This is a genomic window from Pantoea agglomerans (assembly GCF_020149765.1).
Classification (GTDB): domain Bacteria; phylum Pseudomonadota; class Gammaproteobacteria; order Enterobacterales; family Enterobacteriaceae; genus Pantoea; species Pantoea alvi.
The window spans coordinates 28,607-43,723 of record NZ_CP083810.1 but is presented as its reverse complement, the minus strand read 5'-3'; the positions used below and the strand labels follow the sequence as shown (position 1 = coordinate 43,723).

Below are 15,117 nucleotides of genomic sequence, written 5' to 3'. Positions count from 1 at the left end.
ATAGCGTGGTCATAGAGATGTTCATTTTGTAGAGTGTGTGTCACTAAAAAGAGTATGCGAGAATTAAACGAACCATGAGAGCAGGCAAATCAAAGAACCAAATCGTGGCATTAGTAGCGATTATCGCTGCCTTTGTGACTTTTTTAAGTAATTTAAACAGCGCGACTGATTTTTTTAGCCGTATATATGAACGTCTGTTTTCCAAAAATGATCTGAAGATATCGGTCATTCAGGCACGGCTTGTGCCTACGCGTCCCCGTGCAGACATTCCAACTCTCATGGATGATGATGCCTTTGTGGCTTTGCAGCTCAGAAATTATGGCAAGACACCCGTTCTGCTGACTTCCGCTGAACTGACACTTTTAAACAGCCATGATGCTTCAACTCGAGGCTCAACGGGAGGAGGAGGATGTATGCTGTCCCCCAATCCGGATTAAAACCGATCCCCTGTAATGCTTGAACCTGGTCAGACAAAATGGGTGGCAGCAGCCATGGCATTAAGGTTTAATGGACTGCTCGAAAGTCTTACTGGCACTGAATTTGACCGGCTGGACGTAGTTGACCTCGCACCACATGTGCCTTTTATCATATCTTCCTCAGGATACGTTAAAGAATTTAATTCGTTAATGGCAAAGCATTATGGTGCCAAGCCGGCTGTAAAAGTGACGTTCAGAATCAATCTTGATGAGAATCAAATCAGCTATACAATCCCACTCACAACAGGTGGTGATATTTTCACGGAGGGCGGACGTTTCCAGCATGACTGGTTCATTGCACACCTGAAAGAGCCATCCTACGTGCCTTATTTAAACCTGTCCGATCCTGAATGTGACATTGATAAAATATTTAATATTCCAGAAGCCATTAAGTGAGTTGCTACGAAATTCGATTACCCTTTACCAAATAGCAAAATTATGCTTTTCACTGAGTGAACCGGCAGTTCTGAAAAAATTTTTCTGCTTCAAATACTTTAAATGGGAATTAATATATGGTTGATAACATTAAGTGCCATTTGATGATCGATAAATCATAATGTGTAAAGCACTTTTCTTGCTTTTTGCAAATTTATAGTCTGCATGATCAGTGTTCCCAAGTTCTCTTTCTAAGCGCGTGTAATGATTTTTTGAGGAAGCTTTAACGTCCGCTTCCGGCATAAAGCTGCCCCCAAGGTCCTAAGGACGGCTACGAACAAGGATCGGAATTATTGAGCAGATTGGGTAAGTAAGAAAAAAGTATTGGTTAGGGATTAGGTGCTTAATAAATCACCCACTATCAAGAGACTCATAAACCCGAAGAGTGCAATTTTTCCCCTTTAATGATCACATTTTGCGTCATTCCTGCGTAAGCTATCGTACAGGCTGGGGGTTCCCCGACAAGCCCGACGGGTACAGCAGCTGGGCGTTCAACTAAACCATAGGCGTTAGCCGAGACTCCCAGACGGTCGTTCCACCGCTTGACCTCATCGTTCAGCTGTCCCGGTACTTGACGTTGCGCCGCGCCGCGCTTGGCGACCAACTTTAGTAAAGTCTCGTTGGTCAATTCTGCTCTAGGAATATAGTCAATGTAGTAAGCAACATCGCGCGCCAGCCGATCACCTACATATATCAGCTTGCCCGGCCAAAAATTCGCTGATATGGCGCGTCGCCGTTGCGCCGGGGTGAGTATGCTGCCGCTCGCTTTCTCTATCTCTATGACATCCTCTGCCGCTTGGTTGGTATGGTTCTGCTTGAGTGTCATCTGTACCGCTCGGTCGATGAAAAATCCGAGATCCACTTCGGTCGGGCACCAGCCATGAGCCCAGTAAGATCGGTAGAAATTGCTGACTGCTTCTAAAATTCCAGGATTCATTACACGACCGTAAATCGCGCGTACGCGTGCGTCCTCACCCAGCACCTTGAATCCCGCATGCCAGATCGCTTTACGAGTTTTGACCGCGTTGACTGCAAGGGCAATTTTTGCTGCCGCCGCAACATTTTTAGTCTCTGCAAGGAGTCGGATCGACTGGGCCTCGGTACCAAATGCGTTATCGATCAGCTTCGGGATCTCCTTGTCAACTGTAGAAAGTATCTTCTGTACTTGGTACACCTGTCCCGCTGTTGCACCTAGCGGCCCCCAGGTAATGATTCCACCATCGCTCGGCGTATTAAACTCAATGACGGTATAATCCGTCGCCTCTGAACCCAATGACATGATGAAAGAACGAGACAATGCATCAGGTACGGGAACATCAGATGCGACTAGTTTCCAGAGTTTAGTAGTCACCACTCCTTTTGCCGCTAGCGAGCCACTGAGTGCAGATTTGTAAAGGTCGCAACCAGCCACCTGCTTGATAAGATTCATCGTTTCGCGTCCCATCTTACCATCAACAAATGCCCCGGGCTTAACGACTTTGATCTTGCAGTTTGTGGCTAACGTCAGCAAACTTTTCTGGAAATCCGTCAACTCGCTGAAGCGGCTACCCACTATAGGATGATTCTCGCTAGGTACGAATAGAACGTCATCATCTGGGGAAGCTGGTTTCGCAAACACAGAACCAATGCAACAGAGTGACATCACCGCTAAAACCTGTTTCTTCATAAATCGCTATCCCAAGTCTATAAGACGATAAGATAACGTTAGTTTCTTGTTGGTACTATTGCATATGGGTCAGAAAATTTTCATCAAGTAATAATAAATAGCTTCGCTTATTACCGTTCCGCTTTTGTGAATCCGTTGTCCTGCTACCGATTCGTTGTGACATCTGCGATGTTGGCAACATTCGCTCCTGACACAAAGCCGACAATAAAGGCCCGTTTATTCAAGGCTGGCGAGCAGTGCGCAGCCTGCCCTTGTTATGCCGCGCAGCGGCATGAAGGCGCCAGCTGAAGCTACATATCATTCTGCAGTCGAATGGCGCCGGTAGCGCGGATCAGCCGCTTCCTGCCGCTTATATCGCGCAAATCCAACCATTCCCTGCCAGACGCTGTTGACGCAGCGGCCTTTCAGGCGCAGAGAAGCCAGACGGTCGGAGACGAGAGAAAGCATCCGCGGTACTACTCATAGCAACTCCCCATCTACTAGTTACAACACTCATTTATCAGCCACTGCAGTACCGACCCTTCGGGTCGGGCGGCCGGGGCTGGTCAGTGGGGGCAACCGGGCTTCAGGTCCGGCGCCGGGGTTTTGCCGGAGAGGGGCGCGGGGTTTCAGGTTTGGCTCGGACAGGGGTTAAATGAGAGTATATATGAATGATGTAACTATACTTGACTTGATGTGCATTTATACTGAACATTTAGTATCGTTCTGTTAGAACTCAATAACTGAGGTGCATATGAATTCATCTGCTTATGAGCGCGGTATCAAAACTGCTTCTGCATGGAAGCGCTTAACATGCGTTTATATCGATGCAAATTCTCGCTTTGCTGCTTGGGCCGATAGCAAAGGAGTTCCTAGGGCAATAGGAAGGTCGTTTGTTCCCTTTTCTGTTCTAATGCTTCTGACGTTAGCCTTAGTTGTGGGTTTTTTCCTTGGCGCCATTATTATCGCTGTCGCTGGGTTTGCATATATGGTTCGCTACGTTCAAATAAATAACTTAGCTTCTGGTGGGTCAGACGAATCGACCTCAGGATATGGGCCTGAGTACAGAAATGGCCGCGATGGATATGGTTACTATTACGGCGCCGATGATTCAATTTTCACATCATCTAAGACACACAATGAAGAAGATTAGGCCTGGGGAGCTACCCCCCCCAGGTTACTTAAATAATTATAACTTCATGGCACCTTTCATTTTATTTACGGCCTCTCCCCCACTTTGTTCGACTTTTGCTGTGCCATTTCTGAATGCCCCATCGAGCGCACCACCAATTCTGACGCCAGCCCATGACAGAGTCCCCATCCATACTGCCGGAAGCACAAGGAACATTGTCGCCATGACAAAGTTCATGATCAGATCATCAGAACTGTTTTGGAAGCCTGCCATGTTAAAGCTGCTATGCGTATCAGAGCTGTAAAGCGCGGTTAGGAGCCAGCTGTCTAGCCAGCGCGCCAGCTCCCACCAGAATGTCAGGAAGTTCAGCGCAAAGAGCACAAAGGTGAGCGTAATTACCGTTTTAATCTCGTAAGCGGAGAACGCCAGGATAAGCGGCAAGATAACCACTATAGCCATCAGAAGAACGGCCTGAACCATGGGTAATGCCTGGCGCATTGCATCAAACGCCGGAAACGCGGCCAGGCTGCCTAATGCGGTGCCGCCAGTTGCGGCAACCCTGGCAACGGAATTATCGAGCGTAAAATCTGCGTTTCCCCCGTAGCCGGCATATACGTGCCCCCCTTGCGATACAGTCAGACTCTCCGGACTGACCAGGCGGCGAACAATGGCCTCCTTATAGTCGGCAGAATTACCGCCGATCATGGTCATTGCAGCGGATAAACGTGTCCATAATCCCGGGTCTGCCTGATCGACAACACGGGCCTGTAAGCCAGTTTCCGCTTTATTCCACCATTCACTGCAAGTCGGGTAGCCGCCCCGGCCCGTGTCAGGACGCCCGCTGTCACGGCTTTCGCTCCATGGAAAATCTGCGCGGGGAGTTTTTGACTGCAGACTGCCGTAATAATTACTCAGGAACGTCTTGCTGCCTATCCACTCGATATCACGCAGTGTGGTCTTGTCTTTAGTTTGCCCCTGATCCTGACGCTTCCACATATACAATGCGAGTGAGTAGCAGTCGTTGGTAAAGTCCTGCAGCTCTTCCGCGAGAGCTTTATTGTTAATCCGCGTATGCTGAACCTCAAACCGGAGCTGACGCATGTCCGGCCGACAGGGGATAGTGGCTACTGAAGCCTGAGTGATCCCCTTCGCCAGCTTATGAACCAGATACCACCAGACCGGCGCGGCCGCAGTCTGGTCGTTGATGCTGGATATGACCGGTGAATATCCTGTGTCGTCGGGTGCTTTTGGCGTCCATGTGCCGCAGGATTGCGCGCGCGATGTGTCATATTTGATGGTATTCATGTCCACATTCATCAGCGGCATGCAGCAGGCAATCATGACCAGAAACGATGTATAAATAGCATGCTCCATGCGGGGTATGGACAGGGCACCTTTATTTCCCTCGTCTTCACCCTCTTCACGCACTTTCAGCCAGATGCCGATAAGCCGGAAGGCGACCGGTACGGTAAATAGTCCGGTCGTGATAAGGATGTTCCAGAGTCCGTTGTTTACAACCCAGCCGAGCAGGGTAAGGAAATACTCCAGATAGCTGTTTGTCAGCATCATGACGCTCCTGTGCCGCCGAGCAGCACCAGTTCACAGACAACGGCAAAAATGACGCTGACCGCCGCAATGCGGATCAGCGGCTGACGGTATTGCGGATCGAAGCCTAGCGCCCGGAAAATTTTCACAAAACCCCACGCCAGCGCACCATAAACAGCAAGGCGCCATACCAGCCAGCCATAGCGGGCATGATCCATCCAGTCGCGGAATGCAGCGGCCTGGGCAGGATTTTTAACGGCTTTGTCCGCAACAATGAGCCCGGCCAGCAGGAATGCCAACAGAGTACCGGCAGTACACAGTACGCGAAGCAGAGCAGGGTGGCGGCGGAAAAATGAGGCGCGGTGCGCGCCGTTTTCGGTTCTCATCGGCTGTGCCCTCATCAGTTGCTTTCCGTTTCAGGAACGGCCAGGCGGTTAATGCGACTGTCAGTGCTGTCATCGCTCTGCGTCTGCGGGTTGCTGTTAACGCGGCCGTTTTCGCGATCGATAATGGTCAGCACTGAATTGCGTGACAGCTCGCGCTTAAGCTCCATCTCATTGCGTAATGCGGTGATCTCACGATCAATAGCCGCAACGCGGCGATCGCCTTCTTCAATTGCAGCATTCTGCGCTGCTGCGTTAGGCTCAGACATGCCGGTAACGATCATGCGGCGCATAATGAGTGCGGTTTCAACGGTATCAGCCATTGCCAGCTCTCCGGCGAGACGGGCCGTCAGGGCTGCATTGTCTGGGTCTCTTTGTAATGCTCTGATCACGCCGGCAGTAATCGGAAGGCTACCGGTTTTGAGTTTTGCCAGATTTGTTGCATTTGGCTGCTCAGCACCGTTAACCAGCTTGACCAGCTGCTCGGTGTTTTCTTTAGTGGTCTCTTCCAGGATAGGAGCAAAGCCTGTGCCGGCCTGCGTGGCGCCCGGCTGCTGATCGGCATCACCACTGGTGCACTGAGAGGCATCGCTACAGGTTCGCAGCGAGCTGTCCCCTACGACCTGGACTACCGCTTTCGCTGCTTCTTCGGCGCTTGAATATTTAGCGCAGGCACCACCGTTACAACTGTTGGTACTGACCGTATCCGTACTAAGCACCGGCAGGCTGTTCATCATGTTGAACCCTGCAGCCGTCAGATCATGTGTCGGCCTGATAGCCTGTTGCCCTTGTCCTCCACGTTTTTGCCCGCCAATCCAGTTCTGGCCTGAATTGCCTTGTAACTTGTCAGCTGAATTGTTCACGCGCACAGCATCCGCATCTCCGCTGTTAACAAGCGAGCGGTACTCGTCCATTACCGCGCCCTGCGTCCATTTGTTGTTGCCGGCAAAATCCATCATGCGTTTTGACATGTTCTGACAGTTGAGCTGGGCCTTATCAAAGGAGACGTTTGCCTGTAGCACGCCGTTTGTGAGCATGTCGTACAGGCCGGGATTGGCACGCTGAATAATCATTGCCGGCAAGCTGGCTACGGCACCGGTTGCATTCTGAACCACGTCACCCATGAGGTTCTTGAATCCGTTTGTTACCCCGTTGAGCTGATTGCCAACGGTGGTTTTCAGGTCGAAATTGCCACACATCAGATCGCTGCTCCATCCGACGTTCATGCCGAGTTTGCGCATGCTGCTGCGCGTTGCCGGCTGTGAAATTACAGAGCCGCCGCCGAGCGTATAGTAAAGCTTGTCAGAGACCGCGCCGCTGACGTCCTTGCCGTAGCCTATGGCGCTGTTGTTCACTGAAGGAAGTGAAATACCGAATGCACTGGACTGATTATTGTCGGCCGCCTGCGCGGATAGCGCAGCGGCAGTGATGCACAGCGCAAGCGCGGCCGGTTTGAATTTAACTGGTGACATTGTGCCTCTCAGAAGTCAGTTGAATAGAGGAAGGTCTGGCCGCGTCGCTTGCAGCAGCTGTAGGGCTGCCATAGCGCATAGGCTTCGTTGCCGTCCTGAGCAATGGGATGCGCGCCGTCCGGGAAGACGGCGCAGGAAGATGAAAGCGTGGGCGCCAGCCGCTGCCATTTGTGGTTAGCCGTACCCGTATTTTCCTTCACCTCACCTGGCGGCCAGTAGCCGGCTCTGTGCGATGCCTTCAGTACCTGGTAAACGTGGGGTTGTCCCGAACGGGTAATAATGTCGGCGACCCGCTGTGCGACCACGGCGGAGGCTTTGTCATCGTCTGTCTGGCTGACGAAGCCGGAACGGGGATAAATATTGCCCCACATGTTGGCGCTGACCTGGCTGCCCAGTTCGCGCTGGCCGGGGACCAGCGCCTCGGGATATAGCGATTCAGGCAATCCCGACCGCCACACAAGTGAATCCAGCGTGCTCAGAAAGTAGGGATTAAATGGCGTGGCGGCGGTATCGCACGAATAACCGGGAATGCTGCCGCCAATGATGGAGGTGGCAGGATGGCCTATCGCATCGGCGTACTTGAATTTAATGTTCGACTTGCGCTGCCCGGGGGTCTTGATATCGGCGGCGTTACCGCCGCCGGCTGGCGCACCGCTGGTCAGAGCGTTGTCGATCGTACCGGACGCACCACTCATAAACGCCATCTCTGTCCAGGGATTCCCACCCGGTCCGGTGTAGGTGGACACCACCACTTCAGGAATAAAGTGGGTCACCTTAACCGAGGTTTTCACCGAACAGCCAAAGGGCGTACACATCAGCCAGTAACAGATGCCGCTGACGCGCCAGCTGATGCAGTCCTGGGTAATAGCACTGGCAATAATGCTGGCAGTATTAATGGCAGAAACCGTAGCCGGAGTCGCGGCTGCTACCAACACGGTGGCAACACCTGCGGCGTTGAAGTGTGTTCTGGGGGAAAAACGCATCATTTACCCCCCTGACTACGAAGCGTGGTAGCCCGAGCAACGTCGGCCGTGCCATAAACCACATCTCGATCATCGAAAACGACGGCAGGGAACTTATGAAGTCCGATCTCCCAAGCATGCACAACCTGGCGATATGCTTGGGCAATTTGCCCCTGCTGTTCGGGCCATTGCGGCGACTGAATGATTTCGCGAGCCTGCTGAGCGGCCAACTGCGGATCTGCAGCCAGCTGGCCGAAAATGGAGTCCTGCAGGCGGTCAGGGCCATCAAGCCAGACAACAGAGCTTTCTTCAGTCAGATTCTGAGGAGGATGTTCGGCATCGGTATACACAACGGTGCCGGCCATCAGCTTAAGCGGTAAAAACAGGAAAAGTGAATGTAATAGCCTGAGTCGCATGGCAGATCTCCGTTACGGTAACAGGCCGTCAGAGTGGCAGTACGGAGTCATGCTTTCATCAGTAAACTCTTTTTGCGATTTTGAAAATTTCTGAGGGAGGCGGTTGTGCTAAGTTCACGATAGTTTTGAATCCTTGAAGGAAATATTTTTTATAAAAGACCGTAATCAGGCTATCTCACTAAATTGAATTTTATAAAGTTTTAAAACTCAACTTAAATTGCCCGTAGACCTTTTCAGCTTGGAAGAAACGCACATGACTCAGTGCCTGAGTGCTACAGATACTTCTTACGTCATCAATTTCCGACTGTTTGGTTTTTAAACCAAAATAAACTGATTTTATTGCATTTGGGTTAATTGCAATGTCAACATTAGCTGAGTCTTTTTTGTAGATTCTAAACTCCTTTTCATACGCCCATTTTACATATTTCCTTGACAAGATAGCATCGACTGTACCTTCCGGATCAGATAGGTAATTTGTAGGTGTATATTCATCATAATATTTCATGATCCTTGGTCCTAGAAAGAACCCTAAATCTTCTCTTAAGGATAACTCAATAGCTAAACCTTTATGATCCTCAGCATAATGTGACCAAAGAAGAATTTCCTCCACACTTCCTGACAATGCTAAGACACCTCTCGAATTAACGGCTTTATCTTTAGCATCCTTAACCCATTTTGAAATGACGCTCTTATCTTGCTCAATTAGATCGCGTCTTTCTCGTGGGAGTTTTGAATACCCTCCATAACTAGCAAAAAAATTCTTTATTTCAGACATTTTATAGGTGGTGACTTCATCCAAAGAGCAATCAAACGGGTCGTTAAAAGCTGTAGGACTAGAGAACCTGAACGTACAGTCTTGAAGAATCTGTTTGCCGCGCCTAATTGTTCTAAACTTAAATAAGTTTTCCGGGTATATTCCATCCTCAATTCCTTTTAACAACAAAGCTTGATGATTCATTTTAACTCCATCTTTAATTATTTAATTGGCACGTTATCGCTGCTAGCGAGTCGAATCGGAGGTGAGACCGCATCTAATGGTTCTTTTCTATAATAATCTATAAAGTGCTTACCAAAAACACGGACTAAACTTTTATTTCGAGTTTTGTTTATGTAGTCCTTTACATCATGAGCTTCGCGAATAACAACCTCATACCTGCGGTCTCCTTTATTTTTTTCTTTGAAATCATTAAGTAAATCAATTGAGTCTTTTCCCAGCTTACCGGTAGTCCAAAACTCAACATAAATAGGGATTTGAGGATAATGTATTAAGGCATGCTTAAAAAACACTGGTACTTGCTCATGAATCCAACGCTTAACATCTTTATGAAGAACTTCTGCATAAGGATTGTACCCCTTACATTCAATGAAGGTTACTTTTCTACTGCCATTCATCACCAAAACATCACAGTCAGCTTTTTTCCCCTTCGGATCTTTACACTGCACACCTACTTCTACATTCTGGGCGCTGTCTCTTACAGCCTCAGCAACAATATATTCGAATAAATCACCACGAAGTTGAGAAGCTGCCCCTTCAATATGAGAAAGGCGAGTCATCACCTCATCTATCTGCTCTGATTTATTATTTAAAAATGTAATTTTTTTCAGGGTTTCAGTAAGAGCTCGGAGTGCCTCTGCTGTTTCCTGACCAAAAAGATTATTGACAGTTGCAGGCACTATTCCTTGCTCTTTAAGAGCTGAAAATGCATCCTTAGAATAAGAATCTGCCACAAAGATGAAGAAGGTTTTTCCTGTTTTTGGTAGGCTCTTAATAGACCTGCATTTATTAATAAACGGAGCTATATGTTCTTCTTCTAGCCTACCATTAAGTAAAACGTCACAGCAAAAAAAACCAGGCATTGTGCCGCCTGAAGTTTTTTGTTGAATCAGGCCTGATAGGTAACTTAGTGCAGAAAGATCAAACAAAAAACCAGTTACCTTAGGTTCACTGACTTCTCTGTTCTTCAATTGTTCATAACTTACCAGACCAAGATTTTTCGACCATTGTGCCACAGCTTTAAGCAGCACTGATTCAGTAACCATGCGAGCTTTTACTTCAATTTCTACGCCATTGAAATATTCATCATTCGATTCTCGTAATGCTATACATTCGCCAATGCCCGGTAAACTTAATTTTTTTACAAGGCCATTACTGCATAGTCTCTGCAATACTACTTCATGTGATAACCTTTTACTCATAAAGTGAGGTGACCCACTTGCCGCAGGAAAGTGCGCTAAAGGCATGATTCCACCACGTGCTAACAGCGCCCCAATCGCGTAACCATAAGCCGACTGTGTCTTTTGCAGCGTATTCGTGAGTATATTCCAGTAACTCGGACTCCCGAACTGTTCAGGTAAATAGATGAACGCCTCTCGACGAGGAAAGAGCCCTTTCAGGCTACTTACCGTTTCTGCAGCTATCGCGCGAGATACTTGTTTCCTCGCTGCCAGGCGGGTCATGCCCCCCTCTGTACACAAATAGTCACACAGGTCAGAGCTGAGAAGAGGGCCTTTAATTTTTAGAAGATGCGTTAGGTTTTTAGGCATTGGATGTCACACTGCGTATATAATAATTACATACACTCTGTCAGGTGTAAATCAGTTAAACCTACATTAACATGCTTATAAATCATATAGTTAATGAATGAAATTTTAGATGTTTTATTTTATCCGTCACTGATTACTCTAAATGGAGTTTTATGCTAGATAAAGCCAACTTAGGACAGAGATAAAATGCATCTTACCCGCAGAGTCATTGTTGACTTCCTCCAATATGCGCTATACCCACTAAGATTAAATATTATAATTATTTAATTTAATCAATTATTTAAACTCGAAAATGCTTCGGCTTTGAATCTAAAAGAGCCCTTTGAAACTGCTTTTACAATGTTTTTCATCTACTGAGTGATAGCCCCCGTCACTGAGCCGTTTAACGAAAAAACCGGCTTGAAGGCCGGTTTCATAGTGAGTTTAACTCAGTCAGGGAAAACGTTATTGAGCCAAAGCGTCAGGAAAACCATATCAGCTGCGTCAGGGACATTTAAATGCCAGCGTGGTGAATCAAATTCGTGGTCCAGTGGTAGTCCGGCGCGACCTTCCTGCGTCAGCAGAATGTCCGCACGCTTGCCTCTGCTGTCTTCAAGATGAACTGACACGCAACTGCTCTTACCAATACGATGTGGGTTACAAGTGATCGTTACCGGTGGTTGCAGCCTTGACCTCAGTGCATTCTCCATTGCTGTCAGTCGCTCTGCCGTCGTTGCCGTCATCGCGGGTTCGCCCTGAGGATGCAGGCTAAACATCACAGGTGTTGGCGTTTCGTCCGGCGCAGGGCGCTGGGTCAGAGGTTGCGCATATTTGAGCTTAATCATGCGGTCAGCATCTCTCTCTTATCGTTGTTTTCGGCCATCCCGGCCGCATCTTCCGTCATCAATCCCCGCAGACGATCCAGTTTCTTCGCTACGAGAATAGCAGCATCGAGCTCGGAACAGTTATGTTTACGCATCAGCGCTTTACGTTCGGCTTTCTCTTCTTTCTCCGTCATCCCGAGTGCGAGATATAGGCTGGGTGGTACAGCGCGGAACAGTGCTTCAATTTTTTTCGAGAGCACCACGCCTTCGGTGTAGCATCGTGACAGCTTACTAGCGGAAAGCAGTACGGCTTTTTGCTCTTCTGAAAGCGTTCGGAAGCGGGCAATATCCTCGACTTCTTTTTTCGGCATCGTCAGACAGATCCACCATTCCGCCATATTCAGCATCTTGCCGGCAGCGTTTGGGTAGTCCTCAAGGTTCTGTGTGGCAAGCCACAACCATGCGCCAAGCTTACGCCACATCTTGACCACTTTGGTCATGTAAGGGGCGAGAAGTGGGTTTACTGTCACAACGTGCGCCTCATCCACGGTAAAAACAATGTCGCGCTCCAGGTACTGGTCCCGCTCGGCAATATTGTTAATTGTGTTGGTCAGAGACACCATGGTCAGAGCCATCTGCGCTTCATATCCCTCGCGGGCAAGGTGCGCGAGGTCAATCAGGGTAACGTCAGCCTCCGGCCAGAGAGAGCCTTCTTGGTTGAATAGCTCTGCCTCAAAGCTTCCCTGCTGCGTAAACATGCCCAGAGATTCGGCCATTTCAGCCGCTTTCGCCCGGCGGGTCTCGTTACGCACCTGTCCACTGACGTTTTCAGTCTCCAGCGAGATGGCGTTGAGCGCATTCTGCAGGTCGCCCGGTAGCATCTGGCGCCCTTCATCCAGGGTTTTACGTGCGGCCATGATCAGTGCTTCGCGGATCATGGCGCGGTCGGCACGTTTCAGTGCGGCATCTTCCTTCGGATCGCCGCCTGTTATCATCATTCGGGCAGAAATTTCCATTTCGCCCAGAATGTCGCGCTTGCCGTTTTCTTCATCATCATCCGGATCGTCTTCAATATCCGGCAGGTCACTCTCATCAATCGCCGGAGCGGGCGCATCACTGTCAAACAGCTTATGCGCATCAGCAAAGGGCGGCAGGGATACACCGCTGCCGGGTTTGACGCTGACCTTATTAACCGTGAGGCCCAAACTTTCAAAGTAGTCTGCGGTTAGCCCAAAGCTGTTACCGGCTTCCGCAATGAACAGGCGCGGGCGGTGAACGGCCATCAGCTGACAGAGCATCGAGCAGAGCGTGGCGGATTTACCCGCGCCGGTCGGTCCGAACAGCAGCATATGCGCGTTCTGAGACCGGTCGTCCTTGTTCAGTGGATCAAAGACCAGCACATCGCCGCCACGATTGAAAAAGCTGAACCCGGCATTACCAGTCCCGGTTTCGCGGCCGGTAACGGGCAGCAGCCCGGCAATATGCTGGACCCACATCAGGCGGGTATACCAGTTTTTCCTATCATGCTGCGGGTTAAAGCACATCGGCAAGGCGCGCAGCCAGGTATTCAGAGGGCCGGTTTCATGTTCAGCGCGTACCGGCTGCAGTCCTTCATTCAGAAGTACTGTGCTGAGCTCGATGCGCTTGCGATTCATTTCTGGCATGTCCTTTGCGCGCAGGAAAAAAGTAATGGCCGCGCGATAAAGTTTGTGACGATTACCCAGCAACTCCTTGACCGCGGCTACGTCTTGGCGGACGCGTCCTGATTCGGTATTCTCTCCTATGGCGTTTTTAGCCAGGCGGTTAAACTTCTCTTCCAGCGTGTCCTGTGGCTCAGCCACAACCGTCATGCACAGCATGGTGCCTTCAGGAAACGTGTCCATCAGCGCGTTAATTTTTTTCTCTCCCCGACTCTTTTCGCCGGTGAGCGTACCGGGTTCGGGCGGCTTACGCAGGCGCTCCACGGAAATGGCAGAATGTGCAATGTTATCCAGCCACCACACGCCGTTCTCAACGTCAGAACGCGGTGGCGTAAACAGCAGGGTTTCGGCAAAGTCATTTTCTGTGGGGATCATTCCTTCAGGCGTGTCGCGGCTGTCCTCATAGGCAGCCGCACGGTAAAACGCTTCTTTATCCATGCCTTCGGGCGCAGGATTGAACGTTCGCAACAGCCAGGCGTGTACTTGCTGGCCGTTCTGACGCGTGCAGTTGATGTTGACGCTCGAAAAGGCACTGCAGAGCCGTTCGCACGCCTGATTCAGCATGCCAACCGGTGACATCAGATCACCGCTGTTTTTGGTTGCCCAGCGGTAGATAACCATGCGCGTGCGGCGCTGCTGCCCGCGCCACGGCTGGCCGGTAATCAATTTGTCTTCAAATAAACCTTCAGGACGCGCAATCCCACGCATGTGCTGCTCTGTCTCCCTGAGCCACGCCTCGGTAAACTCGCTGCCCTGCGCGTGCGGCTTGATGTATCCGCGCAGACGATCAAGGTATGAGTCAACGTTATTCTCATCCTGGCAGTAGAACTGAACGATCCACGGGTTGTTCGCCAGATCGTCAAAGCTGTCCTGCAGCGCATCTTCCACCACGTCGCGGATTTGCTCCAGGCGCTCGTCAGGACGCCCTTCGGTTGCAGCCGGCGTCACTTCATAGACGGCACCTACGGAGATGCCATCGTCAAGCAGCAGGCACTGCTCCTCATCCAAAAACTCTGCCCATGGCAGATAATCAACGATGGACGGGTTATGCTCATAAACGCGCTTTTCGTCTGCCTGTGACATTTTACCGGGGCGGACTACGGGTTCCGGCCCTGCCTGGTCAGAAACATCATGTAACCGAGTCGCATTTTTGGCGGGTTTTTTAAACAGTCCGAACATTACAGCGCCTCCGTGCGTTCGCCAGGCATAGCGTACTGCGTCTGGTCATAGAAGGGGAAAACGGTGCTGTAACCCGGCACGGGGGTATTACCCTGTGCGAGGTGCGGGAACACGTACATCACCATGTCAGGATTAGGCAGGCGCGGGAACTGCTGGCTGATTTCAGACTCCTGCGTGCGGCTGTAGCTGCGATCGTCGCCGAGTGCGGCCTGCTGTTCGCTATCCGAAAGTCCACGGCGCAGGGTGCTGCGTGCTTCACTGCCGCGTGTGACTCCTGATTCTCCGTCGGTGCCTTTCCACAGCTCCAGCATATTGCTGTTACCCGGCGGCAGCATTTCATCTTTGTTTGTGGAACAGCCGGCAAGCGTGCTGGCCGCAATAATCATGAAAATCCCGAATTTTGCAGTAATACTCATGGTCATTCT

14 protein-coding genes are annotated in these 15,117 nt (G+C 50.1%); 3 read left to right on the top strand and 11 right to left on the bottom strand.

Features of this window, described 5'->3' with window-relative positions:
• Positions 1-74: 74 nt before the first annotated feature.
• Together LB453_RS22395 and LB453_RS22390 are read left to right on the top strand one after the other, a co-directional pair.
• Positions 75-437, top strand: a complete 363-nt coding sequence (locus LB453_RS22395) for a hypothetical protein (protein WP_224481798.1) — start codon at positions 75-77, stop codon at positions 435-437.
• A 15-nt stretch (positions 438-452) separates the two neighbouring features.
• Positions 453-872, top strand: a complete 420-nt coding sequence (locus LB453_RS22390) for a hypothetical protein (RefSeq protein ID WP_146053860.1) — start codon at positions 453-455, stop codon at positions 870-872.
• 409 nt (positions 873-1,281) lie between these two features.
• Here the strand turns inward: LB453_RS22390 and LB453_RS22385 are convergent, their stop codons facing one another.
• Complete coding sequence (locus LB453_RS22385; protein WP_146053859.1) at positions 1,282-2,577, bottom strand: hypothetical protein; 1,296 nt, start codon at positions 2,575-2,577, stop codon at positions 1,282-1,284.
• 733 nt (positions 2,578-3,310) lie between these two features.
• Here LB453_RS22385 and LB453_RS22380 point away from each other — a divergent pair.
• A complete protein-coding gene (locus LB453_RS22380) occupies positions 3,311-3,709 on the top strand; it encodes a DUF3742 family protein (RefSeq protein ID WP_103797204.1) in 399 nt (132 codons plus the stop codon).
• A 36-nt stretch (positions 3,710-3,745) separates the two neighbouring features.
• Here the strand turns inward: LB453_RS22380 and LB453_RS22375 are convergent, their stop codons facing one another.
• The 10 genes from LB453_RS22375 to LB453_RS22330 form a co-directional block, all read right to left on the bottom strand.
• Positions 3,746-5,254 (bottom strand): conjugal transfer protein TraG N-terminal domain-containing protein, encoded by a 1,509-nt coding sequence (locus LB453_RS22375; protein WP_103797203.1) that lies wholly within the window; start codon positions 5,252-5,254, stop codon positions 3,746-3,748.
• Complete coding sequence (locus LB453_RS22370) at positions 5,254-5,619, bottom strand: hypothetical protein (RefSeq protein WP_224481797.1); 366 nt, start codon at positions 5,617-5,619, stop codon at positions 5,254-5,256. Before LB453_RS22370 ends, LB453_RS22375 begins: the two co-directional genes overlap by 1 nt.
• 14 nt (positions 5,620-5,633) lie before the next feature.
• Positions 5,634-7,088: an integrating conjugative element protein gene (locus LB453_RS22365; RefSeq protein WP_103797201.1), complete on the bottom strand. Its 1,455-nt coding sequence runs from the start codon at positions 7,086-7,088 to the stop codon at positions 5,634-5,636.
• Positions 7,089-7,096: 8 nt separating this feature from the next.
• The gene (locus tag LB453_RS22360; protein WP_376780851.1) at positions 7,097-8,074 is read right to left on the bottom strand and encodes a TIGR03756 family integrating conjugative element protein; all 978 of its coding nucleotides are present in this window, start codon (positions 8,072-8,074) and stop codon (positions 7,097-7,099) included.
• The gene (locus tag LB453_RS22355) at positions 8,071-8,466 is read right to left on the bottom strand and encodes a TIGR03757 family integrating conjugative element protein (protein WP_103797200.1); all 396 of its coding nucleotides are present in this window, start codon (positions 8,464-8,466) and stop codon (positions 8,071-8,073) included. The genes LB453_RS22360 and LB453_RS22355 overlap by 4 nt, the downstream gene beginning before the upstream one ends.
• A 190-nt stretch (positions 8,467-8,656) precedes the next feature.
• The gene (locus tag LB453_RS22350; protein WP_103797199.1) at positions 8,657-9,424 is read right to left on the bottom strand and encodes a DUF2971 domain-containing protein; all 768 of its coding nucleotides are present in this window, start codon (positions 9,422-9,424) and stop codon (positions 8,657-8,659) included.
• A gap of 17 nt (positions 9,425-9,441) precedes the next feature.
• Positions 9,442-10,923 (bottom strand): hypothetical protein, encoded by a 1,482-nt coding sequence (locus tag LB453_RS22345; RefSeq protein ID WP_146053858.1) that lies wholly within the window; start codon positions 10,921-10,923, stop codon positions 9,442-9,444.
• A 515-nt stretch (positions 10,924-11,438) separates the two neighbouring features.
• Entirely contained in the window at positions 11,439-11,834 is a 396-nt protein-coding gene (locus tag LB453_RS22340) for a hypothetical protein (protein WP_103797197.1), read from the bottom strand.
• Complete coding sequence (locus LB453_RS22335) at positions 11,831-14,692, bottom strand: conjugative transfer ATPase (RefSeq protein WP_103797196.1); 2,862 nt, start codon at positions 14,690-14,692, stop codon at positions 11,831-11,833. The genes LB453_RS22340 and LB453_RS22335 overlap by 4 nt, the downstream gene beginning before the upstream one ends.
• Positions 14,692-15,108, bottom strand: coding sequence for a TIGR03751 family conjugal transfer lipoprotein (locus LB453_RS22330; protein WP_103797195.1), 417 nt, complete (start codon positions 15,106-15,108; stop codon positions 14,692-14,694). The genes LB453_RS22335 and LB453_RS22330 overlap by 1 nt, the downstream gene beginning before the upstream one ends.
• Positions 15,109-15,117: the final 9 nt, after the last annotated feature.

Coding starts and splice junctions, on each gene's coding strand:
- LB453_RS22395 (WP_224481798.1), top strand. CDS start 75: ATGAGAGCAGGCAAATCAAAGAACCAAATCGTGGCATTAGTAGCGATT.
- LB453_RS22330 (WP_103797195.1), bottom strand. CDS start 15,108: ATGAGTATTACTGCAAAATTCGGGATTTTCATGATTATTGCGGCCAGC.
- LB453_RS22380 (WP_103797204.1), top strand. CDS start 3,311: ATGAATTCATCTGCTTATGAGCGCGGTATCAAAACTGCTTCTGCATGG.
- LB453_RS22360 (WP_376780851.1), bottom strand. CDS start 8,074: ATGATGCGTTTTTCCCCCAGAACACACTTCAACGCCGCAGGTGTTGCC.
- LB453_RS22355 (WP_103797200.1), bottom strand. CDS start 8,466: ATGCGACTCAGGCTATTACATTCACTTTTCCTGTTTTTACCGCTTAAG.
- LB453_RS22350 (WP_103797199.1), bottom strand. CDS start 9,424: ATGAATCATCAAGCTTTGTTGTTAAAAGGAATTGAGGATGGAATATAC.
- LB453_RS22370 (WP_224481797.1), bottom strand. CDS start 5,619: ATGAGAACCGAAAACGGCGCGCACCGCGCCTCATTTTTCCGCCGCCAC.
- LB453_RS22365 (WP_103797201.1), bottom strand. CDS start 7,088: ATGTCACCAGTTAAATTCAAACCGGCCGCGCTTGCGCTGTGCATCACT.
- LB453_RS22375 (WP_103797203.1), bottom strand. CDS start 5,254: ATGCTGACAAACAGCTATCTGGAGTATTTCCTTACCCTGCTCGGCTGG.
- LB453_RS22340 (WP_103797197.1), bottom strand. CDS start 11,834: ATGATTAAGCTCAAATATGCGCAACCTCTGACCCAGCGCCCTGCGCCG.
- LB453_RS22345 (WP_146053858.1), bottom strand. CDS start 10,923: ATGACCCGCCTGGCAGCGAGGAAACAAGTATCTCGCGCGATAGCTGCA.
- LB453_RS22385 (WP_146053859.1), bottom strand. CDS start 2,577: ATGAAGAAACAGGTTTTAGCGGTGATGTCACTCTGTTGCATTGGTTCT.
- LB453_RS22390 (WP_146053860.1), top strand. CDS start 453: ATGCTTGAACCTGGTCAGACAAAATGGGTGGCAGCAGCCATGGCATTA.
- LB453_RS22335 (WP_103797196.1), bottom strand. CDS start 14,692: ATGTTCGGACTGTTTAAAAAACCCGCCAAAAATGCGACTCGGTTACAT.